Annotated in this window: 21 protein-coding genes; all 21 read left to right on the forward strand. The window is 41.3% G+C overall.

Going from position 1 to position 26,151, the window contains the following annotated elements:
• Positions 1 to 11: 11 nt before the first annotated feature.
• The 21 genes from bhn_RS02990 (at position 12) to bhn_RS03090 (ending at position 26,126) form a co-directional block, all read left to right on the forward strand.
• Positions 12 to 437 (forward strand): sugar 3,4-ketoisomerase, encoded by a 426-nt coding sequence (locus bhn_RS02990; RefSeq protein WP_071175303.1) that lies wholly within the window; start codon positions 12 to 14, stop codon positions 435 to 437.
• 8 nt (positions 438 to 445) lie between these two features.
• Positions 446 to 1,381 carry a glycosyltransferase family 2 protein gene (locus bhn_RS02995; protein WP_071175304.1) on the forward strand — a complete coding sequence of 312 codons (936 nt, stop codon included), beginning with the start codon at positions 446 to 448 and terminating at the stop codon, positions 1,379 to 1,381.
• A gap of 104 nt (positions 1,382 to 1,485) precedes the next feature.
• The gene (locus bhn_RS03000) at positions 1,486 to 2,625 is read left to right on the forward strand and encodes a DegT/DnrJ/EryC1/StrS family aminotransferase (protein WP_071175305.1); all 1,140 of its coding nucleotides are present in this window, start codon (positions 1,486 to 1,488) and stop codon (positions 2,623 to 2,625) included.
• Positions 2,626 to 3,060: 435 nt separating this feature from the next.
• Complete coding sequence (locus tag bhn_RS03005; protein WP_071175306.1) at positions 3,061 to 4,383, forward strand: sugar phosphate nucleotidyltransferase; 1,323 nt, start codon at positions 3,061 to 3,063, stop codon at positions 4,381 to 4,383.
• A 54-nt stretch (positions 4,384 to 4,437) separates the two neighbouring features.
• Complete coding sequence (locus bhn_RS03010; protein ID WP_071175307.1) at positions 4,438 to 5,691, forward strand: hypothetical protein; 1,254 nt, start codon at positions 4,438 to 4,440, stop codon at positions 5,689 to 5,691.
• Positions 5,681 to 7,219, forward strand: a complete 1,539-nt coding sequence (locus tag bhn_RS03015; RefSeq protein WP_071175308.1) for a glycosyltransferase family 39 protein — start codon at positions 5,681 to 5,683, stop codon at positions 7,217 to 7,219. The genes bhn_RS03010 and bhn_RS03015 overlap by 11 nt, the downstream gene beginning before the upstream one ends.
• Before the next feature lie 40 nt (positions 7,220 to 7,259).
• Entirely contained in the window at positions 7,260 to 8,279 is a 1,020-nt protein-coding gene (locus bhn_RS03020) for a radical SAM/SPASM domain-containing protein (protein ID WP_071175309.1), read from the forward strand.
• A 21-nt stretch (positions 8,280 to 8,300) separates the two neighbouring features.
• Positions 8,301 to 10,163 (forward strand): DUF6044 family protein, encoded by a 1,863-nt coding sequence (locus tag bhn_RS03025; RefSeq protein WP_071175310.1) that lies wholly within the window; start codon positions 8,301 to 8,303, stop codon positions 10,161 to 10,163.
• A gap of 123 nt (positions 10,164 to 10,286) precedes the next feature.
• Positions 10,287 to 11,237 (forward strand): glycosyltransferase family 2 protein, encoded by a 951-nt coding sequence (locus bhn_RS03030; RefSeq protein WP_071175311.1) that lies wholly within the window; start codon positions 10,287 to 10,289, stop codon positions 11,235 to 11,237.
• On the forward strand, positions 11,227 to 12,462 hold the full coding sequence (locus bhn_RS03035; RefSeq protein WP_071175312.1) for a lipopolysaccharide biosynthesis protein: 1,236 nt from the start codon (positions 11,227 to 11,229) through the stop codon (positions 12,460 to 12,462). Before bhn_RS03030 ends, bhn_RS03035 begins: the two co-directional genes overlap by 11 nt.
• Positions 12,463 to 12,591: 129 nt before the next feature.
• Positions 12,592 to 13,824 carry an SGNH/GDSL hydrolase family protein gene (locus bhn_RS03040; protein ID WP_071175313.1) on the forward strand — a complete coding sequence of 411 codons (1,233 nt, stop codon included), beginning with the start codon at positions 12,592 to 12,594 and terminating at the stop codon, positions 13,822 to 13,824.
• A 161-nt stretch (positions 13,825 to 13,985) separates the two neighbouring features.
• Positions 13,986 to 15,563 carry an NAD(P)/FAD-dependent oxidoreductase gene (locus bhn_RS03045; protein WP_071175314.1) on the forward strand — a complete coding sequence of 526 codons (1,578 nt, stop codon included), beginning with the start codon at positions 13,986 to 13,988 and terminating at the stop codon, positions 15,561 to 15,563.
• Positions 15,564 to 15,633: 70 nt separating this feature from the next.
• Positions 15,634 to 16,578, forward strand: coding sequence for a glycosyltransferase family 2 protein (locus tag bhn_RS03050; RefSeq protein ID WP_071175315.1), 945 nt, complete (start codon positions 15,634 to 15,636; stop codon positions 16,576 to 16,578).
• Positions 16,571 to 18,031: an MBOAT family O-acyltransferase gene (locus bhn_RS03055; protein WP_071175316.1), complete on the forward strand. Its 1,461-nt coding sequence runs from the start codon at positions 16,571 to 16,573 to the stop codon at positions 18,029 to 18,031. Before bhn_RS03050 ends, bhn_RS03055 begins: the two co-directional genes overlap by 8 nt.
• A 15-nt stretch (positions 18,032 to 18,046) precedes the next feature.
• A complete protein-coding gene (locus tag bhn_RS03060; RefSeq protein ID WP_071175317.1) occupies positions 18,047 to 19,534 on the forward strand; it encodes a hypothetical protein in 1,488 nt (495 codons plus the stop codon).
• Entirely contained in the window at positions 19,524 to 20,141 is a 618-nt protein-coding gene (udk, locus tag bhn_RS03065; protein ID WP_071175318.1) for a uridine kinase, read from the forward strand. The genes bhn_RS03060 and udk overlap by 11 nt, the downstream gene beginning before the upstream one ends.
• A 556-nt stretch (positions 20,142 to 20,697) precedes the next feature.
• Positions 20,698 to 21,993: a DUF6077 domain-containing protein gene (locus tag bhn_RS03070; RefSeq protein WP_257786647.1), complete on the forward strand. Its 1,296-nt coding sequence runs from the start codon at positions 20,698 to 20,700 to the stop codon at positions 21,991 to 21,993.
• 21 nt (positions 21,994 to 22,014) lie between these two features.
• Positions 22,015 to 22,806 (forward strand): hypothetical protein, encoded by a 792-nt coding sequence (locus tag bhn_RS03075; protein WP_071175320.1) that lies wholly within the window; start codon positions 22,015 to 22,017, stop codon positions 22,804 to 22,806.
• A gap of 182 nt (positions 22,807 to 22,988) precedes the next feature.
• Complete coding sequence (locus bhn_RS03080) at positions 22,989 to 23,831, forward strand: LicD family protein (RefSeq protein ID WP_071175321.1); 843 nt, start codon at positions 22,989 to 22,991, stop codon at positions 23,829 to 23,831.
• Between the two features lie 19 nt (positions 23,832 to 23,850).
• Positions 23,851 to 24,564, forward strand: coding sequence for an IspD/TarI family cytidylyltransferase (locus bhn_RS03085; RefSeq protein WP_071175322.1), 714 nt, complete (start codon positions 23,851 to 23,853; stop codon positions 24,562 to 24,564).
• A gap of 26 nt (positions 24,565 to 24,590) precedes the next feature.
• Entirely contained in the window at positions 24,591 to 26,126 is a 1,536-nt protein-coding gene (locus tag bhn_RS03090) for an MBOAT family O-acyltransferase (RefSeq protein WP_161487288.1), read from the forward strand.
• Positions 26,127 to 26,151 lie beyond the last annotated feature (25 nt).

Here is a 26,151-nt window from a genome sequence, read left to right on the forward strand (position 1 = left end):
GGGATTAGGTAATGCAGGAAATTAAAGAACCATACAAGCTATTGGAGTTTAAGGAATACGGCGATGAGAGAGGAAACCTTGTTGTAGCAGAAGGTTCAGGCTTTGATATTCCTTTCGACATCAGAAGAGTCTTTTACATGTCAGGCTCTGACCCGGATATCAGACGAGGCATGCACGCAAACCGCTATACAAAGTTTGTTTTGATCAATGTCAGCGGAAGCAGTAAAGTCCTTGTGGACGATGGTCACAAAAAAGAGATAGTTGTTCTGGACAAGCCTAGAATGGGCCTTTATCTTGGACCAATGGTATGGAAGGAAATGTACGATTTTTCTCCTGATTCAGTTCTTTTGGTTCTGGCAAGTGAACACTACATCGATAGCGAATATCTTCGTGATTACGATGAATTTATAGAAGAAGTTAAAAAGGGAGAAAACTAAGAAGTACTATGAGTAAGATTTCTATTGTTATTCCGGTTTATTGGAACTCCGATACACTGGAGATGTTATACGATGACATGAAGGAAAAGATCCTTGGACAGATCGGCGACTACGAGATCGTATTCGTAGATGACGGCTCTGGCGACAATTCCTGGGAGATCATTCAAAAGATCGCAGCAAAGGATCCTAACGTAGTTGCAACCAAGCTTTCAAGGAACTTTGGAGAGCACGCAGCAATTCTTGCAGGTCTTTCAGTTTGTACCGGTGATTGCGCAGTTACCAAGCAGGCTGACCTTCAGGAAGATTCTACACTTATTCTGGACCTCTACGAGAGCTGGAAGAAAGGCAACAAGGTTGTACTTGCTATCCGTGGTCAGCGCGATGAGAACCCTGTCAAGAAGTTCTTTGCAGGCTGCTATTACTGGCTTGTTAGAAAGACTATCAATAAGGACATGCCTCAGGGTGGATGCGACTGCTACCTTGTAGACAGAAAAGCTATCGAAGTACTTAAGCTAATGGATGAAAAGAACTCATCCCTTACCCTTCAGGTTATGTGGATAGGCTTTAAGACTGAGAAGATCTACTTCCACAGAAAGGACCGCGAGGTTGGTGAGTCCCGCTGGACTCTTGGCAAGAAGATCAAGCTTGTCGTTGACTCTATGATGAGCTTTTCATATTTTCCTATCAGATGCATGGCAACACTTGGTTTCTTCTTTGCGCTATGCTCACTTATCGGAATCATCATGGTTATCAGAGAGAAGATCGTAACAGGAACTCCTATCCTTGGATATGCGTCTCTTATGGCGGTTGTCCTCTTTGGATTTGGTGCTATGTTCATCATGCTCTCGATTTTGGGAGAATATATCTGGAGAACTCTTGAAGAGTCCAGAAAGCGTCCTCCATTTATCATTGATGTTGTGAAAAGACATGACGATAAAGAGTAAACACATGTAAAAATATATAGGTAGTTGATATGTATATGTGTATATGAATGTATGTATGGAGAAATGTACATGTATAGATATGGAATATAGAAAGGCGAAAAGTTATGGATAAGATTATGCAGAGCCGTATGGATAGAGGCTTTGAAAGATATCAGGATGAATATGAAAAGAAGGCTCTTGAAGTCCTTCGCTCAGGATGGTACATCCTTGGCAAAGAGGACGAGGCTTTTGAAGAAGAGTTTGCAAAATACATCGGAACCAAGTACTCAGTTGGACTTGCCAGCGGACTTGATGCACTTTGGCTTGCATTCAAGGTTCTCGGAATCGGTGAGGGCGACGAAGTAATCGTTCAGGGTAACACATATATTGCCAGCGTTATGGGTATTACGATCAACGGAGCAACACCAGTTATCGTTGAGCCTGATGAATATTATCAGATCGATGCTGACAAGATTGAAGAAAAGATCACAGATAAAACTAAGGCAGTTCTTGTTGTTCACCTTTATGGTCAGGCTGCTAACATGACTAAGATCGTAGACATCTGTAAGAGACATAATCTCAGACTTGTTGAGGACTGTGCTCAGTCCCATGGCGCATGCCACAATGGCCAGATTACAGGAAGCTTTGGTGATTTTGGATGCTTTTCTTTCTATCCATCCAAGAATATGGGAGCTTTCGGCGATGCAGGTGCTGTTACAACCAATGATCCTGAGCTTGCTCGTCTCATGAAGATCTACAGAAACTACGGTAGTGAGAAGCGTTACTACAACATGGTAGTAGGTGCTAACTCAAGACTTGATGAGCTCCAGGCAGGTCTCCTTAGAGTTAAGTTAACTCACATGGATGAGATCACAAAAGAAAGAGAAGAGCTTGCTAAGGTATATGCCGATGGCATCAACAACGACCTTGTTATCAAGCCTGTTGTCCGCGATGGTTCAACAAGCGTATGGCACCAGTATGTTCTTAGAGTTCCTAGTAAGTTTGATGAAAACGGTAAGCTCGTAGGCGAGAACATGCGTGACAAGTTTAAAACTTATCTTGAGGAGAAAGGCATCACAACAATCTGCCACTACCCAATCCCTCCTCACAGATCAGAAGCTTATGCTTACCTCAATCTTCCAGAGGGTAGCCTTCCTATTACTGAGCGCTACGCTAATGAGGTTATCTCTCTTCCTATTTACACGGGCATGTACAAAGAAGAGCAGGAGCGCGTAATCGAGGCTGTTAACAGCTTCAAGGGGTGACGCTCCGCTTCGGAGAGAACGTGTATAGCGGCGGTGCTTGGCATGCGGATTGCTTTAAAAATTGAAAAAAGGCATGCCAAAATCAGCAAGATTAAGGTTTGCCGGCATGTAAAAAGCAAGAAAAATTCCCCAAGGCATGCCGATACCTTATAAAACAAGCTTAAAATGGCATGCAAAAAGCTTTATAGTAGCAAAAAGGCATGCCGGAACTTGATAACAAGTTAAATGCGACACGTAAAAAATTAAAATACATGCTACAAGCATATATAGAAGTGTATATTTAGGTTTTTGGTTTTATTATGACCATTTAAGGGCTTTGAAAAACGTCAGTACTTAGGTGCTGTTTTTTAGCACCATAGTACTGCTACGTTTTTCACAGAGCGAGAGCGTCCCGCAAATGATCAAAATACAGAAAATGCCGTACGAAAGGATATTATGAATATAGTTTTATTGTCTGGTGGAAGTGGTAAGAGACTTTGGCCACTTTCAAATGATGTCAGATCCAAACAGTTTATAAAGATGTTCCACCCTATTGAAGGTGGCGATGAACTTGAGTCTATGGTTCAGCGTGTATATGGTCAGATCAAAAGAGCTGACGCAGACGCTACTGTAACTATCGCAACCAGTAAGTCACAGGTTTCTGCAATTCACAATCAGCTGGGCGATAAGGTTTCAGTTTGTGTAGAACCAACCAGAAGAGATACATTTCCAGCTATTGCTCTTGCAGCAGCTTTTTTGCAGGATAAACTCGGTGTATCAAGAGATGAAGCGGTTATTATCTGCCCTGTAGATCCATATGTTGATGATAGCTACTTTGATTGCTTCAATGAACTTGAAAAGATGGTAAAGTCTGGTGACTACAACTTAAACCTTATGGGCGTTGAGCCAACCTACCCATCAGAAAAATACGGCTATATTCAGCCTGAGAAACCAGAGCACATCAGCAAGGTTTCAGCCTTTAAGGAAAAGCCAGATGTAGAGACTGCTCAGAAATATATTGACGAAGGCGCTCTTTGGAACTGCGGCGTATTCGCATTTAAGCTTGGATATATCATCGATAGAGCTCACGAGCTCATTGATTTCAAAGATTATCAGGATCTGTTCGATCACTATGAAGACTGTAACAAGATAAGCTTCGACTACGCAGTAGGCGAGCATGAAACTTCAATCGGAGTAGTTCGCTATTCAGGATCCTGGAAGGATATCGGATCATGGAATACTTTTGCAGAAGAGATGCATGAGAACATGATCGGTAAGGGCGAGATGGATGAAGAGTGCGTCAACAGTAACGTTGTAAACGAGCTTAATATTCCAATCATTGCAATGGGCCTTAAGGATATGGTAGTTGCAGCTTCTAACGACGGTATCCTTGTTGCAGACAAGGGTAGATCAAGCTTTATCAAGCCTTACGTTGAGAGACTTACTCAGCACATCAGATACGCAGAGAAGTCCTGGGGATCATTTACAGTTGTTGATGTTCAGCCGGAAGCTTTGGTCATTAGAGTAGTTCTTTTGCCAGAGCATAGACTTCACTACCACAGCCACGAACACCGCGATGAAGTGTGGACTGTTATGAGCGGCGAGGGAACTGTGATCCTTGATGATGTCAAAAAAGACGTGAAGGCCGGAGATGTGATCTCCATAAAGGCAGGTCAGAAGCATACTGTTATTGCCAAGACTGAACTTGTACTGAATGAAGTTCAGGTGGGAAAAGAAATAAGTGTAGAAGACAAGATTAAATATGACTTCCCAGTATGAAAACAATAAACATGGAAACTTCTTATGTTTGGATTCATAAAAAATGGAGAACGCATGAAGAAAGAATTAGGAATTGATAAGTTTATCAAAAATCTAATAAGTAAATATCTCTTTGAAATCTGCATGCTTGCTATGATCTTTGCTGCTACAGCTATCAGATGCAGGTTTGCTTCAGAGACAACTCTTTCTCCTGATTATGAGAGCTACTACAAGCCATGGGTGGATTTCTATAGAGAAAACGGCATTATCAAAGGCCTTGGTAACGCTATTGGCGACTATTATGTTCCACTTAATGTGCTGTATGCTCTTTGTAGTCTCCTTCCTGTGGAGCCATGGATTCCACTTTCAGTAGTGACCTATGTTTGCGAGATGCTATCTGCATGTTCTATTTTTGGAATTTTCTATGTCCTTACAGGACGCAAGCACCATTCCATGTTTGCTGGAGTGGCTACACTGTTTCTTCCATTTGTTGCCTTTAACGGCTCTCTTTGGAAGCAGGTGGATTCCATCTATACCTGTTTTATTTTGATCTCAATCTACCACATGCTGAAGCAACACTACAGAGCAACCTTCATCTGGTATGGAGTTGCCTTTGCAGTAAAGCTCCAGTCTGTGATCTTTTTGCCGGTTCTCATAATTCTCTATATTACTGAGGGCTTCCACAGCTATGACAAAGTGGTCAAGGATGCGCAGGCTAGAAACAGCTTTAGCATTTTGGAGTTTTTGTGGATCCCTGCAATCTATCTGATGGCAGGACTTCCTGAAGTTCTCTGTGGTAATGGCCTTAGGAGAACCTACCTTTCATACCTTTATCAGACAAGGGAACTTGATTCTGAAGGCTATGGAATGGTTTCATTTTTCCCAAATCTATACAATCTTGGTTTTGATGACTATGACAGTCTTCTTTCAACAGCGGCTATCATGCTGACTTTTGCGGTGTTTGTCATCATCACCTACACCTGCTACAGGAAAAAGGAAAATCTTGATAAGAGAACAGTTCTTTATCTTGCCATCTGGACAGCCTGGACCTGCGTTGTGCTCCTTCCTGGAATGCACGAAAGGTACGACTATTCAGTACTGCTCCTTCTGACTCCTTTTGCGATCCTTCTTAGGAAAAAGATCCTGTGGCCTATGCTTATTGCAAATATCTGCTCCCTTGCTGTTTATGCAAGAACCTTGTTCAGAGCAGATGACCTTATAAATATGCCGGTAGTATCACTTTTCTACGTGGCAGCGTACCTTTATGTGACCATAGATATCATGAAGCTCATAAATGGCGATACTGGAGAAAAGTACGGTGAAGCTTAAGAAAGTTTTTTTTAACATAATATTATTCTGCCTGATGGTGGCAGCTCTGACTGTGCTTGGAGCCAGCATTCTCACTACTATCACCTATGAAATGCATGTGGATGTGGATTTCCCTCACTACGTTAGAGAGAACATCCCGCTGCTCCTGATTTCATTGATACTCGTATTTGGAATCTTTGCTTTTCTTAAGTCAAAAGATGTATTTACCAGCAAAAAGATGATCGGCTTTGCTCTTGTCTTTTGCATCGCCTACTGCCTGATGCTGATCCTTGTGATAAAACCTCAGCCCGTTAATGATTCCAAGACCTTGGATGATATAATAAATGCCTTTATGGCAGGGGATTATTCGTCCTTAACTCAAAAGGGCGGGTATTTGTTTATTTGGCCTTTTCAGCTTGGCTATGTCTATTTTGGTCAGCTTGTATGCAGTATCTTTGGAACTGGAAATTATCTGGCATGGGATATACTGCAGCTTGTTTCCATCGTCATCACAGTAGACCTTATCTACAAGATGACCTGGGAGATGTTTGAAGATAGAGAGATCTGCGGTATCATGGCTCTTATGTCCGCAGGGTGCCTTTTTTTCTATAATTATGTGACCTATATCTATGGCGACATCCTTAGTATGGCGCCTCAGACCTTGGCTTTATATTTCATGATCCTTTATATGAAAAGAGATAAGGTTAGATACGGGCTTTTATCTGGCATTTTCATTGCTATAGCCGTTATGTTAAAGACAAATTGCGAGATTGCAGTTATTGCACTTATAATGATGGTGCTCCTCCACACTGTTAGAGAGCACAAGCTTGCTAACACTGTAGGAAGAGATGTCAAGAGAACAATAGTTATCATTGCGGCAATGCTGGTCATGGTATTTGGCATCAAGACAGCTGTTAATACCCATTACTGCGCACTTACTGGTCTTGAGGAGATTCCGGCAGGCAGCCCTTCGGTATCCCACATAGCTATGGGACTTCAGGAAAGCGACCTTGAGGATGGATGGTACAACGGCTACAATTACCGTGTCTTTGATGAAAATGACTATGATACAGACAAAACCAAAGAGGCAGCGATAACTGAGATAAAGAGACGCTTAGCTCTTTTTACAGAGCATCCATTGTACGGGGGAAGATTCCTTGCAAGGAAGTTCCTGACGCAGTGGGCTGACCCGGTTTGCATCTCGACACACAATCTTGACCTTGTATCAAGGCATGTTGATGATCAGCCGGCCTTTTGTAAGTCTCTAGTCTTTGGTAAGACCAATTCGATTTTACGATGGATCATGAATGTATTTATGACCTTTTGTTATTTTGGAATTGTGGTATACTTATTTAATGTTTTAGAAAAGGGTGAAGTTTCAGATTCAGAAATGCTGATACTGATACTTATATTTGGTGGCATTATGTTCCATGAATTCTGGGAAGGATCATCGAGATATGCCATGAGATATTATGTTTACTGGCTCCCATTTGCTGCATTCGGCATCAGGGAAACGCTGGACATGATCTCCAAAAAGCTTAAAAGATAAGATTAAGAATATAAAGAATATTAGGAAGTAGGTTTTAGTTATGCCAATAAGAATCAATAGTTTCATGGGTAAATTTGGATGGTTTGCAAGGAAGCATTTCCCAATGCTTGCAAGTAACGCTTACCTTAAATTACAGTTTGCTACAAGAAGCAAGTCTCAGAAAAAGTACTGCGATTATTTCCTTAACGCAGAAGAAATTCCAATGCCAAATGTAGTAAATATCGAGACTATCAATAGATGTAACTCCACATGTTCATTCTGTACAGCAAACGTAAACGCAGAGTGCAGACCACTTGCCAAGATCGACGACGACCTTTACAAGAGCATTATTGATCAGCTTGCTGACTGGGGCTACAAGGGACATCTTACTCTTTATGGAAATAACGAGCCATGGCTTGACACCAAGATTGTTGAGAGACACAAATACGCAAGGGAGAAGCTCCCTGATTGCTTTATCTTCATGTCAACAAACGGTTTGATCCTCAGTGTAGACAAGCTCAAGGCAATCAAACCATATATCAATCAGCTCATCATCAACAACTACTCAATGGAGATGAAGCTCCACAAGAGTATTCAGGAAGTATATGACTACGTTAAGGCTAATCCTGAGGAGTTCAAGGATCTCGATATTCAGATCCAGATGAGATACCTTCAGGAAGTTCTTACAAACAGAGCAGGAAGTGCTCCAAACAAGCAGGAGACAAAGAAGGTCATCAAGGAGACATGTCTTTTACCATTTACAGACATGTGGATCATGCCAAATGGCAAGATGGGTCTTTGCTGTTGTGACAACTTTGAAAAAACTGACTTTGGCGACCTTACCAAGATGACTCTCAAAGAGGCGTGGGGAAGCGAAGCCTTCCAGAAGGTTCGTAGAGCGATTGCAGATGGCAGACAGAATTATCCGTTCTGTAAGCACTGCGACTTTATCGATGCAGGCTTCCGTATGCAGCTTGTAAACGCTATCCTGAGTGGGGACCAGGATGCTGCCAATAAGCTTGGCGGACACGAGCGTATGAAGATTGGTAAAAAGAACAACGAAGACGACAACATTAAGTAAAAAGTATTTGGGGCTAAGAATATGAGGAGATTATCCATTGGTAAGTGCATAGTATTTCTGTTTCTCTTATTTGTTGTGATTTTTTATTCCGCAATTGGAGAGAATAGTTATATTGCCATCCAGGATAATCTTGACCTCTTTCAGGCCCAGTTTGCAATGCTTCAAAATACAGGGAGCTTCTTTGCACAGTATGTGCATGCTCCATTTTTAGGCGGTGTATCAAGAGACGTGCTCCCAAGTGAGCTTTCTTTGTACACTGTCCTTTTTATGTTTTTACCACCTTTTGCAGCCTATGTTACAGGATATGTCCTTAAGGTCATCATTGCTGTATTTTCAATGAGGATCCTTCTTTTAGAGGTTATCTATGAGAAGACTGAAGCTGGCAAGAAGTATGGAAATTTCAGTATCAATCCGGTTTTCTATGATGATCATGTTGATAATTTTGCTACTTTAACAGGTCTTTTGTATGGCGTACTTAATCTTTTCCCGGCTTTTGGGATTCCATTTGCGTCAATTCCTTTGATCATATTTTTACTTATCAAAGCTTATAGGGCGGGAACAGAAGCTAAAGGCCCGGGAGCTTCCTTTAAAAAGAGCTTTAAATGGCTGTTTTTGATCTTCTTATTCCCATTTGTTTCCTATTTCTCATATCTTGGATTCTTTATCCTGGGATATTTGTTTATAGCCATCATCTGGCTCTGGATTAAGGACAAAAAGTTTTCTTTTAGCCTTTTATATGCGCTGATCTTCCTTACTATTGGAAATGTGGTATTTGAGTACAGACTCTTTTACCTGATGCTATTTACTGATACGCCAACTATCAGAGAGACTATGGTCCAGACTTATCTCTCTGCTCCTGATATTTTGGGGGAAATGGGAAATATCTTTGTTAACGGCATGATGCATGTTGACGACCTTCACAAGTTCTTTATCATGCCTATCTGCGCAGTTTACTTCATTTACCTTAATGCGAAGTACATAATTGACAGAGATTTTGAGGGTATCTTTACTGATTACTTTAATCTTGGAGTTTTGATCCTTGTATTTAACTGCGTGGTTTACGGCCTTTACTATTCAGAGCCTGTGGAGTTTGTGATAGAAACGCTCCTTCCTCCACTTACAGGGTTCCAATACAACAGGACAATCTTCTTTAATCCGTTTATCTGGTGCGTTCTTTTGTTCATCATCGTTTACAGATGCTATAAAAAGAACTCTGACAACAAGTTTAGAAGACATAAGTCAAAGGGCGCTCTTAACTTCATGCTCTTTATGCAGTATGTTGTGATAATTGTAGCTATAGGCATAGTTCTTTTAACTCCTACAAGATACAATGACCTTTATAGAACAGCTCTTTTGACAGCAAGACAGGAACTGTTCCATCACGAAAACGATGACCTTAATTATAGAGAGTTCTATTCAACAGAGCTCTTTGACAAGATAAAAGAGGACCTTGATTACAACGGCGAGGATTACTGCGTTGCCTATGGCATGCATCCTGCAATCCTTGAGTACAACGGCTTCTACACACTTGATGGCTATCTGGGATTCTATCCTCAGAGCTACAAAGAGAGATTTAGAGAGGTTATTGCACCGGCCCTTGAGAGAATGGAGCCTACAAGACTTTACTACGATGACTGGGGAGCAAGGTGTTATCTATACTCTGGTTCTGACCTTTCAATAGTCATGGCAACAAAGAGTATGACTGGTGTTACAGATACAGATATTTATATCAATGCACAGTCACTTAAGGACCTTCATTGCAAGTACATTCTATCAAGGATTGAGATCTCTAATGCCGAGGAAACAGGCATTGAGCTTATTGGAACCTATGAAGATAAGAGCTCACCATATACTATTTATGTATATGGATTTCCGGAAACCTGAAAGAAGCTGGTGAAATCCTGATTGGTTGTCATTTGATTCATTAGAGGTTACAATAATTAAGCTACAGACTTGAAATACAAAAAATTTTTGCAACTGGCAAAATAGATGATAAAAGAGGTACAGATGGATAAGATCGCAGTTTTGATTCCATGCTACAACGAAGAAAAGACAATTGGTAAGGTTATCAGAGATGCCAAAAAGGCACTTCCTGAGGCTACTATATATGTTTACAACAATAACTCCAAGGACCGCACAGCTGAGATTGCAGAGGCTGAGGGTGCTGTAGTTCGCAATGAATACATGCAGGGCAAGGGCAATGTTATAAGGAGAATGTTCCGCGAGATCGATGCCCTTGTATATGTAATGGTTGACGGTGATGACACATATCCTATGGAGTCAGCACCTGAGATGGTTGACCTTGTTCTTAACCATAATTCAGATATGGTTGTTGGTGACAGATTATCAAGCACCTACTATCAGGAAAACAAGAGACCATTCCACAACTTTGGAAACAATCTCGTAAGAGGCAGCATCAACAAGCTCTTTGGATGTAACATCAGAGATATCATGACTGGCTTTAGAGCATTCAGCTATGAATTCGTTAAGACATTCCCTGTTCTATCAAAGGGATTTGAGATTGAGACAGAGATGACTATCCACGCTGTCTACAATAACATGCAGATCGACAACGTAGTTATTGACTATAGAGATCGTCCGGAAGGATCAGAGTCCAAGCTCAACACTTACGCTGATGGATTTAAGGTGCTTAAGACTATTGCAAGACTTTACAGAAGCTACAAGCCATTTGGATTTTTCTCAATCCTTGCTGGTCTTCTTGCTATACTTTCAGCTATCTTCTTTGTTCCAATCCTTCAGGAGTACTGGGCAACACACCTTGTTCCAAGGATACCAACACTTATCGTGTGCTGCTTTGTTATGATGGCTGCTGTACAGAGCTTTTTTGTAGGAGTGCTCCTTTCTACAATGGCTATCAACAACAGAAGAGAATTTGAGATGCAGCTGAACATGCTTCAGAGGCACAAAGAGACGGATTATTCAGATAATGAAAAGTAATAATAAAAAATTAGTTTTAAATGCATCAAAAGACTTTATATTCAGCGTACTTGCGCTGGTAATCTATAACGGTGTCCTTCAGCTTCTGATCTACCCAAGACTTGAGACTTATGTTGGGGCGGATGCTTTTGGCACCGTTCTTTATTTGATATCTGCAGTGTCCATCATGGGTGCAGGCTTTGGTACCGCCGGTAGCTACTCACGTATGGTAGCCAAAAAAGACAGAACAGAAGCAAACGGTGATTACAACCTTTTCCTTCTGATCATCACCCTGATATCGATACCTGTAACTATAGGTTCACTTATTGCGATCCATAGCCTTGATCTTATCCAGTTTATCTGGGTATTTGTGCTGATGGCTATAACTGTTGCCAGATACTATTCTGATGTTGAATACAGGATGAACATTAAGTTCCTTGATTACTTCCTGTTCTTTACATCAGTTTCTTTGGGCTATATCTTAGGCCTTAGGTTATATAGATACACAGGCAACTGGGTTATTACGATCCTTACAGGTGAAGTCTTTGGTATCATCTACACCGTGGTAAGAGGCAGGATCTTTAGGGCGCCATTTACAGAAATTTCCAGTAGCTTTAAAGAGAATATGAAATCTCTTTTCTTTATATCTGCCAGTAATTTGCTGGGTGCACTGATCCTTCACTCAGACAGGATCTTATTAAGACTTGCGGTTGGTTCAAGGGAAGTTACAATTTACTACACAGCAAGTCTTGTGGGTAAGATCGTAGCAATGCTCACAACTCCGCTAAACGGCGTTATCATAAGCTATCTTACTAACTACAAGATAGAGCTTAATAAAAAGAGATTTGGGATCATCGCAGCAGCATTCCTTGTGCTTACAGTTATTGGAGCTATTTGCTGCACAGGAGTATCATATCTTTTTGTACAGATAATGTATCCTGATGTTTTTGAGGAGACTGTTCCATATTTCTTTGTGGCAAACTTAGGACAGATCCTTTACTTCATATCAGGTTCACTTATGGTCATCATCATGAGCTTTTCTGCTGAGAAACTGCAGCTTCTTATAAATGCAGTTTACGCGGTAGCTTTCTGCATAGTAGTTATTCCTATGACTTATACGCTGGGACTTCCCGGAATAGCTTACGGACTTGTGATAGTTAATCTTGTGAGATTTGGATTTACCATGATCCTTGGCATGAAAAAGCTTAATAAGATTCAAAAGGAAGCTGTTAGCACCGATAATTAATTATCGAAATAACATCAACTTCTTAAGACTTTCTTAAGATTAACAGCAGATTTCCTTAATTTTTTTGCTTTTCTATTTCCAAATCCGAAACAAGTGGTAGAATGAGTTTTGTTAGGAGGAATTACGAGAATGAAAAGAAAACTAATGGCTGCAATGGCAGTTATATCGACAATTACAATAATGGTATCAGGTTGCGGCCTTAAGAATAATGATGTTCAGACAGCAAATGAGTATGTGGGAGATGAGGCTTCCAATGAAGATTCTGCTGAGGATGATGCAGCGTCAGTTAGCTCAATCGTAGTTATGGAAGGTCTTGCAGAGCCTACTTTTGAAGAGTCAAGCGCTTCTGCTTCTACATCAACAGTTGATAAGCAGGCAGCGGCTGATGAAGATCAGACAGTTATGGTATTCTTTGGAGATAGCCAGATGGCAAGCGGAAGAGGAGATGGAACAGATATCCCTTCACTTGTTTCTCAAAGAGTTCCTCATTCAGTAGTTTATAACCTTGGTATTGGTGGTACTACAGCAGCTCTTGAAGCTTCATCATCATCAGTTGATCCAGCTACTATGAATTCAGATAGCTTCATCGGTATGGCTTATGCATACTCAGGACAGGCAGATAGAAATGCAGTTCTTGCAAGCCATCCGGAAGTTCTTGAGACTATGAACAAGATCGATCCTGCAAAGGTTGATTACTATGTTATCGAGTATGGTGCCAACGATTTCTTTAGCGGCAACCCTATCGATTACACCCAGTATGATGGTGACAACAGAATTCATGCCTATTATGATGCTATGTGCGCAGGTATTGATATCTTAAAGAAGATGAGCCCTGATGCCAAGATCATTATCATGACTCCATTCTATGGAATCTACAAGGATACAAACGATGCATTTATCGGTGATACATATGTTGTAAGTAACGGATATGGCACACTTGCTGATTACGCAAAGAAGGCCAAGAATGTTTCTGAGGATGAAGGATGCATCGACTTTGACGGAATGTTCAGAGAGCACTCAGATCTTTATCTTGATACTGCTGAGCAGTACCTTATAGATGGTGTTCACCTTACACTTACAGGTAGACAGATATTTGCAAGACTTCTTGCTCATATCCCTAATTTCTACGAAGGTTATGAACCATACGCTTACCTTGAGCGTGATAACATCGAAATTGCTAATTTCGATCCTGATGAGTACTTCAGATTCAGACATGATCTTATGCAGCAGTATTATCCAGAAGCTTGGGCCAAGATGCAAAACGGCGAGTATCTTCTTGCACCACCTGTAACTCAGGAGGAAATTGATGCTTCATCTGTAGAGGCAGCAAATGAGTCAGCCCAGGAACAGCAGCAACAATAAAACCACAACCTATAATTTTTGGTATTTAACCTGCTTCCATCAGAAAACATGGGAGCAGGTTTTTATTTTGCTTTGGTAGTGTACTAAAATTTGAACAATATCTTTATATAAGGTATACTACTTATGTTTGAATAGATTAATTTACGATTGAGGATAAAGGAATGAAAAAGGTTGTAATAATTGGGGCAGGTCCTGCAGGTTTAACTGCAGCATATGAGCTTTTGTCTAAATCTAAGGACTATCAGGTGGTGGTTTTTGAGGAGACAGCGGCTTTTGGTGGTATTTCCAGGACTGTAAATTACAAGGGGAATCGTATGGACATGGGAGGACACAGATTCTTTTCCAAGGTTCCAGAGGTAAACGACTGGTGGGAAAAGATGCTTCCACTTCAGGGCAAGCCTGCATACGATGACATTGCATTAGAGAGACAGATGGAGCTGGCTGATGGCGGACCAGATCCTGAGAAGACTGACAAGGTTATGCTGAAGCGTAATCGTGTATCCAGAATCTTCTTTGACCGCAAGTTCTATGATTATCCTATATCTCTTAAGGTTGAGACCTTCAAGAATATGGGACTTCTTAAGACTATAGCATGTGGCTTTTCATATCTTGGGGCTATGATCCACAAGAGAGAAGAGAAGTCTCTTGAAGATTTTTATGTTAACAGATTTGGTAAGAAGCTTTACTCAATGTTCTTTGAGTACTACACAGAGAATCTCTGGGGCAGACACCCATCTGAGATCGATCCTTCATGGGGCGCTCAGAGAGTTAAGGGTGTGTCTATCATGGCAGTTCTCAAGAATGCTCTTAACAAGAAGCACGGCAACAAGGACGGCAAGGTAGAGACTTCACTTATCGAAGAGTTCCATTATCCAAAGCTTGGACCTGGTCAGCTCTGGGAAGTAACAGCTCAGCAGATCAAGGAGCTTGGCGGAACTATCGTTATGAATGCTAAAGTTACCAAGATCCGTAAGAAGGGCGATCACATCATTGGTATCACATATCTCATGGATGGCAGTGAGATGGAGATCGAAGGTGATATCTTCATCAGCTCAATGCCTGTTAAGGACCTTGTAGAGGGAATGAATGACGTCCCTGCAGATCCACTTAGAATTGCTAAGGGTCTTCCTTACAGAGATTACATGACACTTGGTGTTCTGGTTCCTAAGCTTAACCTTGAGAACAAGACCAAGCTCAAGACTATGGGCGGTATCGTTCCTGATAACTGGGTATACGTTCAGGACAGAACAGTTAAGATGGGTAGATTCCAGATCTACAATAACTGGTCTCCTTATCTGGTAAAAGACCTTGAGAACACAGTATGGGTAGGCCTTGAGTACTTCTGCTTTGAAGGTGATTCAATGTGGAACATGACTGAAGATGAGTTTGCTAAGATGGCTATCGATGAGATGGTTACACTTAAGCTTATAAACAGCCCTGATGAAGTTCTTGATTATCACATGGAAAGAGTTAAGAAGGCATATCCTGCTTACTTTGATACATATGCTGAAATGGACAAGCTTGTTGATTACCTCAACACGATCGACAACCTCTATTGTGTAGGACGTAATGGACAGCACCGTTACAACAATATTGACCACTCAATGTGCACATCTTTTGAGACTGTTAAGAACATCTTGAGTGGCGAGACAGACCGCAGCAACATTTGGAATGTCAACACAGAAAAAGAATACCATGAAACAACTGAAGAAGTTTCAGATGAAGTTCAGGTAGATTAAGTTTTTGAATTTAGCGAGTTTATGCGGTGCGTGTTATCGCACCGCATTAGTTATGTTTTAGAGGATTATTATGAAAAAGATCAGTATTTTGATTCCCTGCTTTAATGAAAGTGAAAATGTAGAGGGAATATCTGCAGCAGCAGAAAATGTATTAAAGACAGAACTTCCACAGTATGATTACGAGATCGTATTTATCGACAACGCATCAACTGATGGAACAAGAGACAAGATTGAGAAGATCTGTGAAGGCAACAAGAAGATCAAGGCAATCTTTAACGTTACTAACTTTGGACAGTTTAACTCTCCATTCCACGGCATGTGCTCTCTTGATGGAGACTGTGTTATTCCTATCTGCGCAGACTTTCAGGATCCGGTTGAGCTCATTCCTGTTTTTGTAAAAAAGTGGGAGGAAGGCCACAAGATCGTTAGTGGTGTTAAGTCTTCAAGTAAGGAAAATGGGTTTATCTATTTCCTTAGAACCATGTATTACAAGACTATCAAGAATATGTCCAGTGTTCGCATGATCGAGCACTTTACAGGATTTGGACTTTATGACAAGACTTTCATCCAGCTCCTTAGACAGCTTGATGACCCGATTCCATTTATCAGAGGAATTGTTGCTGAGTACGGCGAAGGCTTCAACATGACAACAGTCGAGTACGAGCAGCCACAGCGTAGAGCAGGCAAGACCCACAATAACTTCTATACCCTCTATGATGCAGCAATGCTTAGCATTACATCATACACTAAGGTTGGACTTCGTCTTTGTACCTTTGCAGGCTTTATCTGCGCACTTATAGATATTATCGTGGCTTTTGTATACCTTATACTTAAGCTCACACACTGGTATAGCTTCCACGCAGGTTACGCACCAATGATCATTGGTATGTTCCTTATCGGTGCTATACAGCTGTTTTTCATCGGACTTATGGGTGAATACATCCTTAATATCAATACACGAGTAATCGGCAGACCAATAGTTGTAGAAGAAAAGAGAATAAATTTCGATGAGTAGTTTTATTTCCCTGTACTTTTTCATATTCTTACCGGTTGTAGTATTATTTAACTTTGTCATTCCAAGGAAGTTCAGATATATCTGGCTCTTTGTGACCAGTATCTGCTTCTATGGCAGCATAGATCTGGGAAGTACCATAGTCCTTGCGCTAGTTATATTGCTGACTTATGGTGCAGCTCTTTTGCTGGAAAAAAGTGATGAAGGTAAAAGGAAGCTGGTGCTGACAGGTTCACTTATTGTGACCATCGGAACCCTGGTAGTCTTTAAGTACCTTGGCTTTATTGTTGGCACCTTTAAGGGGCTTACAGGCGGCGATGCTTCAGATAGCGCTATCAAGCTTCTTGCGGTAACCGGTATCTCTTTTTATATGTTAAAAGCAATCGGATATCTCATAGACGTTTACAGGGAAGATATTCAGGCTGAGAGGAATCTGGTAAAGTATGCACTTTTTGTTTCATTCTTTCCACAGATCCTGTCAGGACCTATTGAAAGAGCTGGGAAGATGCTTCCACAGTTTACTTATCCCCTTACTGTTGATTACGATAGGCTTCGTGATGGATTATTCCAGATGTTATGGGGATATTTCCTTAAGATGGTGATTGCAGACAGGCTTTCTATCTACGTTGCGGGAGTTTATAGTAATCCAGCCGGCGCTGTGGGATTTACAGCATTTATGGCTACTATCTTTTACACATTTGAGATCTACTGCGACTTTGCAGGATATTCCCACATTGCTATCGGTATGGCAAGGATTCTGGGAATTGACGTTATGAAGAACTTTGAAAGTCCATATCTTTCCGGAAGTATTGCTGAATTCTGGAGAAGATGGCACATATCTCTTAGCACCTGGTTTAGAGATTATCTCTATATTCCACTTGGAGGTAACAGAAAAGGCACCGTTCGTAAGTACCTGAACGTCCTTATCGTATTTGCAGTTTCAGGGCTTTGGCATGGCGCTGCCTGGACCTTTGTATTCTGGGGATTTTTACACGGAGTATATCAGGTTATAGGATATCTTTTAAGACCTGTCAGAGACTTCCTTGTAGATACCTTCAAGGTTGAGAGAAGAGCTTTTTCACACAGGCTCATTAAGATTGTTGTTACGTTCCTTCTTGTGAATTATGCGTGGGTGTTCTTTAGAGCATCTAGTATGGTACAGGCTTTTGCGGTTATAAAGAATAGTTTGGTATTTACTCCATGGCAGATCATGGATCAGAGCCTTTATTCATACGGCCTTACAAGACTGGATTTCCTTGTTGCGATCCTTGGAATAATGCTGGTTATCCTGGTTGATATTGCAAACTACTACGGAATCATTGTAAGGGAAAAGATAATGAGTCAGGGAATCTGGGTTCGTTATCTGATCGGACTTGTTGGAGTACTTATTATCCTGATCCTTGGAATCTGGGGACCTGGATACGACGCAGGAAGCTTTATTTATCAGCAGTTTTGATGATGGGAAAACTTAATGAAAAAGACTATTTTTAACACTATTAAAATTGTAATATTTCTTTTGATACTTGGCGGATGCATCTTTGCGTCAACGGTGGTACTCAGGCGCAAGGACTCTGACTTTAAGTATGCAGATTTTTTGAGTGAATCTAAGGAAGGACATATTGATGTTCTTTTTATTGGTTCATCTCATGTAATAAATGCCATCAATCCGGTAGTTCTTTATGACGATTATGGATACACATCCTACAACATGGGCGGACACGGTTCACTTCTTCAGTCAACCTATTGGGAGCTTAGGGAGAGTCTTGAATATATGACTCCTGAGTGGGTTGTAGTTGATACCTACATGATCGAGAAGAATGTCAAATATCTTGATGACAGAGAAGAGTACGAGGATGATGACATCAACACCTCTGTCGAGCAGCTTCACTTAAATATGGATGTTTGGCCATACAATGACCTTAAGGTTAAGGCTATTGATGATCTTATTTCTGATGAAAAGACAAAGAATGAGTTCCTCTACGACTTTATTGTTTATCACAACAGATGGCAGAACTTAACAGCCAATGATTTCAAGACTCTTACTGGAACTGCTGACAGAAATCAGCTCTTTGGCGGAGAGATGAGATATAAGGTTGAGATCGATCCTCCTATCCATCCTGAGGCTACAGAGGGAGACTATTTGACAGAGGATACAGTTGGATGTGAGTACTTAAGGAAGATCATCGAGCTGTGCCAGGATAAGGGAATCGGCGTAGTAGTGACCTATTATCCATTTGCAGCTGAGACCGGTGACAAGGCAGCAGCTGTTAAGGCAGGCGAGATCGCAGCTGAGTACGATGTTCCATTTTTGAATATGCTGGAACTTGATGTGGTAGATCTTTATTCTGATCTGAATGACCACGGACACTTGAATGTAACCGGAGCTACAAAGGTTACAGATTATATGGGAGAGTGGCTTTCTAATACAGGAGACCTTATTGACCATAGAGGAGATCCTGAATATTCACATTGGGAAGATAATGCCGAGAAGTTCCAGGCCGAGCTTGATGACATGGTTCTTGATGAGGACAATCTCTATGTTAAGCTCAATCTTTTAAAGCTTGATGGATACAGCTTTATCCTCTATGTAAACGAGGATTCTGGTGTATATCACGATACAGCAATGATGCACATCATTGATAACCTGTCAGGAAGTGGCAAGGTTTCTACTGATAACAGCGCTTATGTTGTTATCAAGGACGGCGCTACTGGCAAGGTCTACGATGCTAAAGGAGGCGAGATCCTGGAGAGCGTTCCAACAGCTATGGGTAATCTCTACTACAGATTTGTAGAGAAGTACTATAGGATCTTGAGCCCTGTCGATGATGAAGATACAAATTACTTGTACGACGACGGACATGCTGCTGAAGATATTCAGCTTATAATATTTGACAGTGAGACAGGTGAGATCCTTTCTCACGATTATTACAGATCATATGGAGGTAATTATGAACGATAAGGTAACAATAGTAGGAATTGCGGGAGGAACAGCATCTGGTAAGACTACGATCGTTCGCATGATCAAAGAGAAATTTGGAGATGATATTGTTGTCATCAGCCATGATTCATATTACAAGGCACACAATGATCTTTCTTACGAAGACAGATCAAGACTTAACTACGATCATCCAGAGGCATTCGATACTGCCCTTATGATCGAGGATATCAAGAAGCTCAAGAACAACGAAGCAATTGATATGCCGGTTTATGACTACACTATTCACAACAGATCTGATGCTACAGTGCACATCGTGCCAAAGAAACTCATTATTATTGAGGGATTCATGATCCTTGAAAATAAAGAGCTTAGAGATCTGATGGATATCAAGGTATTTGTTGAGACTGACGCTGACGAGAGATTACTTCGCCGTATCAGACGCGACATGGTGGAGCGTGCAAGAAGCATTGATTCAATCCTTACTCAATACATTGAGACTGTTAAGCCAATGCACGAGCAGTTCGTAGAACCAAGCAAGAAGTATGCTGACATCATCATCCCTCGCGGCGGTGAGAACATCACGGGTATCACAATCCTCGAGGAACACTTGAAACACATGATGGATTGAGGAAGTGGACCTAGGGGACGGGGTTAGTGGACCATTTTTTGAGCCCTAGGAATGAGCCCTAGGGACGGAGGTTGTGGCTCATTTTACCTGCAATTGAGAAAAACTAGAATTTGCAGGTAAGAATTTTGAGCAAATTTAGGTATAGAGTTGCGGGGAGTTACCTGCATCTGGGAAGAAATAAAACTTGCAGGTAAAGGTTTTCTAGCAAGTAATGAGCCCTAGGGACGAATGAGCCCTAGGGACGGAGGTTAGAGCTCATTTTACCTGCAATTGAGAAAAACTAGAACTTGCAGGTAAGGATTTTGAGCAAATTTAGGTATAGAGTAGCGGGAGGTTACCTGCATCCGGGAAGAAATAAAACTTGCAGGTAAGGATATTGAGCAAATTTAGGTATAGAGTTGCGGAGAGTTACCTGCAACCGGGAAAAAATAAGACTTGCAGGTAAAGGTTTTCTAGCAAGTTAAGATATAGAGTAGCGGGAGATTACCTGCAACCGGGTAAAAATAAAACTTGCAGGTAAAGGCTTTCTAGCAAGTTATATATATTAGTCGTGGAGATGGAGGAGAAACACTTGTCACAGAGCATATTTGGAGTGGTGAGCTTGATATTTTGGTTGCTTATAGCACCACTTATGGTAGGAATTACATTTAACTTCATACTTCCTAAAGAAAAGAGAAGACTGGGCATAACGTTCCTTCTGGGCTTCCTTATCTACGTTGCAGGCTTCGAAATTATTGCGATACCGTGCATGACAAAGATCATGTACAATGCGTTCAGTTACTGCGTGAAGTATTATGTAATCTTGGCATGGGTATTGATGATTCCAGGAATCATTAAGACAGCACTGGCGGTATTTAAAGACAAAAACTTGAACAAGCTTTTCTACGTAAGGAAAGCAGATGAGAGAATAAATGATACAAAGAACAATGGAATGAATGTAGCATCTAGAAGTAGCGTAAGTAGTGATGAATTTGAAGCTGCAGATCCAGAAGTAGCTAAGAAACATAAGCTTGAAACCTACATTTACTGGGGAATTTTCTTTGCACTTCTTGCATTCCAGATGGTGATGGCAGTGCTAATGGCGAGTTTTGATGGGGATGACGCTTACTACGTTGTTGAGTCACTTCTTGCACAGCAGGCAGATGTTATGAACACTATCCTGCCATACACAGGAATATCTACATCTCTTGATATTAGGCATGCGCTGGCGGTTATTACAATGTGGATCGCGTTCATTGCCAAAGTTTCAGGCGTTCATGCAACGATCGTGTCACATACGGTTATTCCGCTGATAGTGATACCACTTGTTTATCTTGTTTATGTAGAGATTGGCAAGAGCTTATTTAGAAAAAAGCAAGAGTTTGTACCTGTTTTCATGATTATCGTAAGTTTTCTTTTGATGTTCGGAAATGTGTCAATCCACACACCAGCTACGTTCTTCCTTATGAGAACATGGCAGGGCAAGGCTATAGTATGCAACCTGGTATTTCCCCTTATCTTCTGGATCTTCCTGGAAATGATGGAAAAGAAGGAAGACAAGACAGATGAAAAGAAGGAAGAAAAGACAGACAGTGCTGGTGTAGAACATACTACAGAGAAGGTAGTAGCCAAGGCTGGAATCAGGCAGAAAATATCTACATTTTCCTTCGGTTGGATAATGCTGATATTTGTAAACATGCTAGCTGGAATGTGCACAGCAATGGGTGTAATATTTGCAACAGGACTTATTGGACTTCTTACGCTGATACTTCTTTTCATCAAAAAAGACTGGAAAGTCCTGATTGGAGCATTTATCTGCGTGATACCTAATTTTGTTTATCTGGCGCTGTACCTTTCAATCTGGAGTAGTTAATTACAATTACGGAGCATTTATATGTACGGAATATTTATGGAATGCTGGGTCGATCTTAAGTTATATGGTGGAAATGGCGCGATACTGGCGCTTTTGATCATATCATCCATATACCTCATCGCCTCAGAAAAAGACCTGAAAAAGAAAATATTGTTTGGAATCCTGCCGCTGGTGATCCTTGCGGGGTTCCTGTTACCGATCACCAAGATTGTTTATGTGGCGGCTTTTGAAGATGGTAAGGATACTTACTACCGCATTATGTGGCTGATACCAACCTATGTGACTATTGGTTATGCCGCAACAAGAGCTCTTTCTCGTGTGAAAAGAGATACTGTAAGGAGGTGTCTTCTTCCGGTAATCCTGCTGATCATCGTTGTCACAGGATCTTTTGTCTATACAAATCAGTACATGCAAAGAGCGGAGAATGCCTATCACATTCCACAGAACGTTATCGACATTGTGGATGAGATTGCACCTGCAGAGGGCGAACCTAGAGTAAGAGCAGCATTTCCTTCAGAGCTGGTGCACTTTGTAAGACAGTACAACACTGATATCTTGATGCCTTTTGGCCGCGAGATGGTGGTAACTCAGTGGGATTACTACAATGCAGTTTATGAGGCTATGGAAAAGCCCAAGGTTATCGATGCTAAGGCTCTTGTGGAAGCTACAAGGCAGACCAAGTGCACATATATCGTGATGCCAGACAATAGAACGATAAAAGGAAGCCTAACTGACGAAGGGCTGACAATAAGAGCCAACATTGATGGCTACACAATCTACGAAGATCCGCAGGTTGAAGCATTTAATGGATAATAAAGTCCAAGAACCGGAACATTAAAAAGCAACATAGACGGATATACAATCTATGAAGATCCACAAGTAGAAGCGTATAATGGATGATCATCCGAAGCAAAAAGCATATAATGACCTGGTGATAATGGCAAAAGCTAGTACACAGGCTTTATAGATATAAGTTTTACGAAAGAAGTAGTTTTATGGAAAAAGAAGTACAAGAATATTTAGACAGAGTGCATGACTCGGACTTTGCCATGCTCTCAGAGGTTGACAGGATCTGTAAAAAGCACGGCATTCAGTATTTTTTACATGGAGGCACATTCCTTGGTGCAGTAAGACATCAGGATTTTATTCCATGGGATGATGACGTTGACATCCTGTTTTTGAGAAAAGACTATGAGAAGTTCCTTGAGGTCTTTGAATCAGAGGCAGACAAGAGATTTAAGCTCCTTAGATTTGAGAAGTACCCACAGTTCTTTGATTTTATCACTAAGATTGCTGATCAGGACCTTACATACGAAGGCACAAGCTTTGGTGCAGAGGACTTTTACGAGAACAGATACTCTCATCCAACACTGGACCTTTTCGTGTTTGATATCGAGGCTGGGCACCACAAGTGGCAGCTTACAAGGATGAAATTTCTCTACGCCCTTGCCATGGGCCACAGACCATATATTGATTACAGCAAGTTTGACGGCGCTATGAAGACTGTAGCCAAGGTTCTTGCTGGAATCGGACGCGTGATTCCATTTAAGGTAATCGCAAGACAGTACATTAAACTTCAGACTCTTGGCGGACTTGCGGAAGTTCACGGGGAAAAGAAGACTCTTTTCATATCAAATGAACAGCCAGATCCAAGGTATTGGGGCCTTGATTTTGGACCAGAGCATTTGATCGATGGACCAGACACAGGAATTATCAGGGGAAAAGAGTTCCCTATTCCAAAGCTTCACGACAAGTGGCTTACAAAGACATATGGCAACTTTATGGCGCTTCCACCAGAGGACAAGAGAGTGCCAATGCACGTAAATATTATCAAGTAATTTTATAAGGAATTAAGTTATGAAAACAATCGCACTTATTATCGCAGGTGGAACTGGTGCAAGAATGCATCAGGATATTCCAAAGCAGTTTTTAACAGTAAATGAAAAACCAGTAATCGTCTATACTCTTGAGGCGTTCCAGAATCATCCGGAGATAGACTCTATCGCTGTTGTATGCGTTGAGGGCTGGGAGCAGATGCTCTCTGCTTATGCAAGACAGTTCAATATTACTAAGCTTGAGCACATCGTACCTGGCGGAGAAAATGGCCAGGGCTCTATCAGAAACGGAGTATACGAGCTGGAGAAGTTTTTTGAAAAGGACGATATCGTGCTGATTCACGACGCCATCAGACCTATGGTTTCAGCCGAGATCATTTCTGATTGCATCATGAAGACCAAGCAGTACGGTAACGCCATCACTGCAATCCCTTGCGCAGAGGCTATGCTCACAACTGAGGATGGCGCAAGCTCAGAGGAGACCTATTCTAGAGACAAACTTAAGAGAACTCAGACTCCACAGGGCTTTAAGCTGGGTGAGATCTGCGAGCTTCACAGAGAAGCCCTCAAGAAGGGCATTACAGGATCAGTTGCTTCATGTACACTGATGATCGAAATGGGTAAAAAAGTCTTCTTTTCCGAAGGCTCTGAAAAGAACATAAAGCTTACAACTGTTGATGATATCGATATTTTTAAGGCACTTCTTATCAGTAAGAGAAGTGAGTGGCTCAAATAAAAATGCTTTTTAATTCTTACAGTTTTATGCTGGCCTTTTTGCCGGTATTTATAATTGGATACTACCTCATAAAGAGGAACTTTAGAGATGATGAGAAACTAATGAAACTGCTGCAGGGCTGGACCGTGGCAGGTTCGTTAGTTTTTTATGCTTTTTTCGGCTACCAGAATGCAGTGGTGTTTGCAATCAGCATTCTGTGGAACATCAATGCCATCAACGTCATGAGGGTAAATAAAGTAAAGGCTGCAAAATTCGAAAATGATTCAGAAAATAGCAAGTGCGCAAATGCAGATAATTCTGTGGATAAAGATACCAAAAAAACAGCAGACAGTGGAAAACTCTGGCTCTTTGCAGGCATCTTTGTTAACGTTGCTCTTCTTTTGTTCTTTAAGTTCAGCGGCACATTTTTCCCTGTGGCTATCAGCTTTTACACCTTCAATCAGATCTCATACCTTGTGGATTACTACCGTGGCGACATCGATGAATTCAGGCCTCTTGAGTATCTGACCTACATTATGTTCTTCCCTAAGCTTCTTCAGGGACCTTTAATGGGCTACGGCGATTTTGTAAAAGAACTGAAGAAGTCCGTAAAAACTAAATTTGATTACGAGACGATTCTTAGAGCGCTGCTTCTCATATCCCTTGGTATGTTCAAGAAGGTGATCCTTGCAGATACTATTGGAAAAGCAGTTGATTACGGCTTTGAAAACCTTGCTATGCTTGGAAGCCTGGAGGCTATCCTTACGGCGGTATTTTATTCATTTCAGCTGTATTTTGACTTTAGCGGATATTGCGACGTGGCAACAGGAATCTGCATGATGATGGGCTTTGACCTGACACTTAACTTTGATTCACCTTACAAGGCAGTGAACATCATAGATTTCTGGAAAAGATGGCATATCACACTTACTAAGTTCTTCACAAAGTATGTGTACATCCCTCTTGGAGGTAACAGAAAGGGAGAAGTAAGAACCTATGTGAACTTCATGATAATCTTCCTTTTGAGCGGCCTCTGGCATGGAAGTGGATGGACTTTTATTGTATGGGGCGCCATGCACGGAATTCTGTACGTGATCACAAGACTTGTGCAGAAAAAGCCAGGACAGAAGACAACAGCAAATGTAGAAAAACAAAAAGCAACAGCAAACCAGGGAAACCCAGTTATCAAGGGGATCAAAATCATCCTTACCTTCATTTACGTAACTGCAGCCTGGGTATTCTTTAGAGCAGAAACCCTTTCGGATGCCATACTTCTTTTCACAAGAATGTTCACAGGCGGCAAGAAGCCAATAGCCATCAGCATGGCAGCAAGCTTCCAGCTGGACGAACTGTGGTACATCATAAAAGTCACACCTATCATGAAGCTTAGCTTTGCGTGGGATGTCTGTTTGTGGATGTTCCTCATAGGCAGCGCGGTAGTGATCTTTTTTGGCAAGAATGCCATCGCCTACGCAAAAGAGTGCAAGATAAGCCTTAAGACAACTCTTTTAACAATAGTGCTGCTTGCCTGGACTATCGTTAGCTTTGCGGGAGTCAGCACATTCCTTTATATGAATTTCTGATGGATATGTGGACAAACACTTGAGA

Source organism: Butyrivibrio hungatei, from assembly GCF_001858005.1.
GTDB classification, from domain to species: domain Bacteria; phylum Bacillota; class Clostridia; order Lachnospirales; family Lachnospiraceae; genus Butyrivibrio; species Butyrivibrio hungatei.

What these genes read in the sequence shown, in the direction of transcription:
- bhn_RS02990 (WP_071175303.1), top strand. Translation starts at nt 12, where the DNA reads ATGCAGGAAATTAAAGAACCATACAAGCTATTGGAGTTTAAGGAATAC.
- bhn_RS02995 (WP_071175304.1), top strand. Translation starts at nt 446, where the DNA reads ATGAGTAAGATTTCTATTGTTATTCCGGTTTATTGGAACTCCGATACA.
- bhn_RS03000 (WP_071175305.1), top strand. Translation starts at nt 1,486, where the DNA reads ATGGATAAGATTATGCAGAGCCGTATGGATAGAGGCTTTGAAAGATAT.
- bhn_RS03005 (WP_071175306.1), top strand. Translation starts at nt 3,061, where the DNA reads ATGAATATAGTTTTATTGTCTGGTGGAAGTGGTAAGAGACTTTGGCCA.
- bhn_RS03010 (WP_071175307.1), top strand. Translation starts at nt 4,438, where the DNA reads ATGAAGAAAGAATTAGGAATTGATAAGTTTATCAAAAATCTAATAAGT.
- bhn_RS03020 (WP_071175309.1), top strand. Translation starts at nt 7,260, where the DNA reads ATGCCAATAAGAATCAATAGTTTCATGGGTAAATTTGGATGGTTTGCA.
- bhn_RS03025 (WP_071175310.1), top strand. Translation starts at nt 8,301, where the DNA reads ATGAGGAGATTATCCATTGGTAAGTGCATAGTATTTCTGTTTCTCTTA.
- bhn_RS03030 (WP_071175311.1), top strand. Translation starts at nt 10,287, where the DNA reads ATGGATAAGATCGCAGTTTTGATTCCATGCTACAACGAAGAAAAGACA.
- bhn_RS03035 (WP_071175312.1), top strand. Translation starts at nt 11,227, where the DNA reads ATGAAAAGTAATAATAAAAAATTAGTTTTAAATGCATCAAAAGACTTT.
- bhn_RS03040 (WP_071175313.1), top strand. Translation starts at nt 12,592, where the DNA reads ATGAAAAGAAAACTAATGGCTGCAATGGCAGTTATATCGACAATTACA.
- bhn_RS03045 (WP_071175314.1), top strand. Translation starts at nt 13,986, where the DNA reads ATGAAAAAGGTTGTAATAATTGGGGCAGGTCCTGCAGGTTTAACTGCA.
- bhn_RS03050 (WP_071175315.1), top strand. Translation starts at nt 15,634, where the DNA reads ATGAAAAAGATCAGTATTTTGATTCCCTGCTTTAATGAAAGTGAAAAT.
- bhn_RS03055 (WP_071175316.1), top strand. Translation starts at nt 16,571, where the DNA reads ATGAGTAGTTTTATTTCCCTGTACTTTTTCATATTCTTACCGGTTGTA.
- bhn_RS03060 (WP_071175317.1), top strand. Translation starts at nt 18,047, where the DNA reads ATGAAAAAGACTATTTTTAACACTATTAAAATTGTAATATTTCTTTTG.
- udk (WP_071175318.1), top strand. Translation starts at nt 19,524, where the DNA reads ATGAACGATAAGGTAACAATAGTAGGAATTGCGGGAGGAACAGCATCT.
- bhn_RS03070 (WP_257786647.1), top strand. Translation starts at nt 20,698, where the DNA reads ATGGAGGAGAAACACTTGTCACAGAGCATATTTGGAGTGGTGAGCTTG.
- bhn_RS03075 (WP_071175320.1), top strand. Translation starts at nt 22,015, where the DNA reads ATGTACGGAATATTTATGGAATGCTGGGTCGATCTTAAGTTATATGGT.
- bhn_RS03080 (WP_071175321.1), top strand. Translation starts at nt 22,989, where the DNA reads ATGGAAAAAGAAGTACAAGAATATTTAGACAGAGTGCATGACTCGGAC.
- bhn_RS03085 (WP_071175322.1), top strand. Translation starts at nt 23,851, where the DNA reads ATGAAAACAATCGCACTTATTATCGCAGGTGGAACTGGTGCAAGAATG.
- bhn_RS03090 (WP_161487288.1), top strand. Translation starts at nt 24,591, where the DNA reads ATGCTGGCCTTTTTGCCGGTATTTATAATTGGATACTACCTCATAAAG.